Origin of the sequence: Leucobacter sp. M11, from assembly GCF_035726885.1 — a bacterium.
In the GTDB taxonomy this organism is placed as follows: Bacteria; Actinomycetota; Actinomycetes; order Actinomycetales; family Microbacteriaceae; genus JAPFRB01.
The window spans coordinates 507,687-510,014 of sequence record NZ_JAPFRB010000003.1 but is presented as its reverse complement, the minus strand read 5'-3'; the positions used below and the strand labels follow the sequence as shown (position 1 = coordinate 510,014).

General features: G+C 72.9%; 2 protein-coding genes. One reads left to right on the top strand and one right to left on the bottom strand.

The features are described 5' to 3' along the window. Positions 1-908: peptidoglycan DD-metalloendopeptidase family protein (locus tag OOT08_RS10775; RefSeq protein WP_325092647.1), on the bottom strand; the 908-nt coding region annotated here is incomplete at its 3' end. A 925-nt stretch (positions 909-1,833) separates the two neighbouring features. Between OOT08_RS10775 and OOT08_RS10770 the strand changes: the two genes are divergently transcribed. After that, positions 1,834-2,316: a hypothetical protein gene (locus tag OOT08_RS10770; RefSeq protein WP_325092646.1), complete on the top strand. Its 483-nt coding sequence runs from the start codon at positions 1,834-1,836 to the stop codon at positions 2,314-2,316. Positions 2,317-2,328: the final 12 nt, after the last annotated feature.

Here is a 2,328-nt window from a genome sequence, read left to right as displayed (position 1 = left end):
TTGCTGTCGGTCTGCATGTGGCAGTAGCGGCTCGTGACGTCCTGGCCGTCGATCGAGTGCTGGATCCGCACGCCGGTGCCGCAGCCGTCGGCGACGGGGCCGCTCTCGATCACCACGCCGTCGGCGATGGAGCGGACGGCCGCCCCGTTGCCCGCGGCGAAGTCCTGCGCATCGTGCAACTGCGCCACGGGGTAGTCGCGCCAGCCGAAGCCGTCCGTGAGGGGCACCCCGTGCGAGAACGGGTACTGCACGATCGCCTCGGTGTTGTTGTCGAAGGAATCCGCGGAGAGCAGGTTCAGCTCGGCCTGCATCTCGGAGGGCTCCTGCGCCTCGAAGCCGCCCGGGTCAAAGGCCGTCACGGTGCCGCCCGAGGCGAGCAGCTTCTGCGTGGCCATGACCGCGGCGGCGCGGGCGTCGTTCGGGTCCGGGGTGTACGCGGGGATCGTGGTGCCCACGATGAGGCCGACGATGCTCGCGGCGCTCGCGAAGACGCCGACTCGGCGGAGCATCCGCATGCCGATCGAGGCCTTCGGCGTCGGGGGTTCGGCGGCAGCCATCGCCGGGAAGTTCTCGGGCTCGGCGGCGAGAACCGGCGGCACCGGCATCGCGATCGCGCCGATGTTGAAGCGGATCGGCCCGGTGTCAGACTCGGCGTCGAAGCCGTGGCTCACCGCGCGGTCCGCGGGGTCCCCCGCGTCGGGCACGACGTCGGAGGCGTTCGCGGCCTCCGGGTCGGCTACGGCGTCGGCGGCCCCCGGGGTCGCGGGCGATTCGGGCAGCGCGCCTGGCTCGGGTGGCTCCGTCGGATCCGGCTGGGCCGATCCCGTGGCCGCGTCGGGGTCGACCGGGCGCTCGGCGGCTTCGGGGGCGGTTGCGTCCGGCTGGGCGTCCGCAACGGGAGGTGCCACAGCCTGCGCCTCGGCGCGGCGGGCGGCCCGGGAGCGGCGTGCGGGGCGGGGCGGCTCCGGCACCTCGATAGGCACGGATGCCACCGGGGCCGGAGCGGGTGCATCGGTGGGGAGCGGCTCAAGGAGCAGCGGCTCCGCTGAGACCGGAGTGGCGTCGATCGGCTCGGGAGCGGCGGTCTCACGGCGCGCGGCGCGGCGCGGTCGGCTCGCGGCGCGATCCGGGGGCGTTCCCGCCGCGGGCTCGGCGGCGGGAGTCGCCGCGGGTTCCGGAGGAACGTCCTGGCTCGGCTGGGCGGCGCCCGCCACTCGCGCGGCGCGGCGCGGCGATACCGCGGGGCCGGACGTTTCGGTCGCCTCGGCGCGACGCGCTCCGCGGCTGCGTCGCGCGGGTGCCTGTTCCTCAGGCGCAGCGGGGGCGCGGCGCTCGGCGCGGGGACGGTGCCCGCGGGCTGACCGCGGCTCGTCGGGTGCCGTCTCCGTGGAAGCCTGATTCGCGGGCTCGTGTCCTGCGGGGGCCTGCTCGGTGCGGGGCGCGTCGCCGGGCTCGGCGCTCGGGGCGAGCCCCGGTTCGATCCCCGAGGCGCGCGCGGCGGCCTCGCGAAGCTCACGGCGCGTGGGGGCCACAGCGCGGCGCGGCCTCCTCGGCTCGTGTCCTGCGGGGGGATTCAACGGTTTCGCGTCCTTCAGGGGGGTCAACGTGCAGGGCACAACTCGGGCTCTGCGAAGTGGATGACAGGAATAGTATCGAAGTCAGCGTGGCTTAAGCTCTGAATTGTCAGATAGGCACAACTCGCGAGATCTGTTTCTCCGCACGAGCGGGCGCTCTGCCCCGGAATTTCCCCGAATTCTCAGCCGGGGGCTCCCCCGGCTGAGAGATGGCAGGATAGGAGGGGGCACCGGCCCGTTTCGCGTTGAAGGGTGAATCGTGTTTTCTCGTTTCGTGTTCGTCGTTGGTCTGTTGCTCGCCGCGTGGATGAGCCTCAGCGGATGGGTGTTCGGCATCGGCGGAGATCTCAGCGCCTGGTACGTGCCCACGATCGGGCTGACCGTCGCGATGACGCACTGGTTCATCGCCGGCCGCCTCCGGGTCACGGTCGAGCGCAAGCACCGCACGGGTCGCGGCACGATCGTCGCCCTGGTGCTCGCCTGGCTCTGCGCGATCGGCTTCGGCTTCACGGTGCCCAACCGGCACGAGGGCGAGCTGGTCTCCATCATGAGCCACCTCACGAGCCCCGAGAACCTCGGCCTGTCCATCGGCATTTGCAACCCCCTCGGGATCATCGCGATCACCCTCATGGGGATCGCGCTGACCTTCGCCGCTCTCGACGCCCGCGGCCCGAAGGCGGACACCGACGATGAGCTGACCCCCGAGCAGCGGGCCGCCCTCATGGCCCGTCCGGGCGGCTAGCCCGTCCGCGAG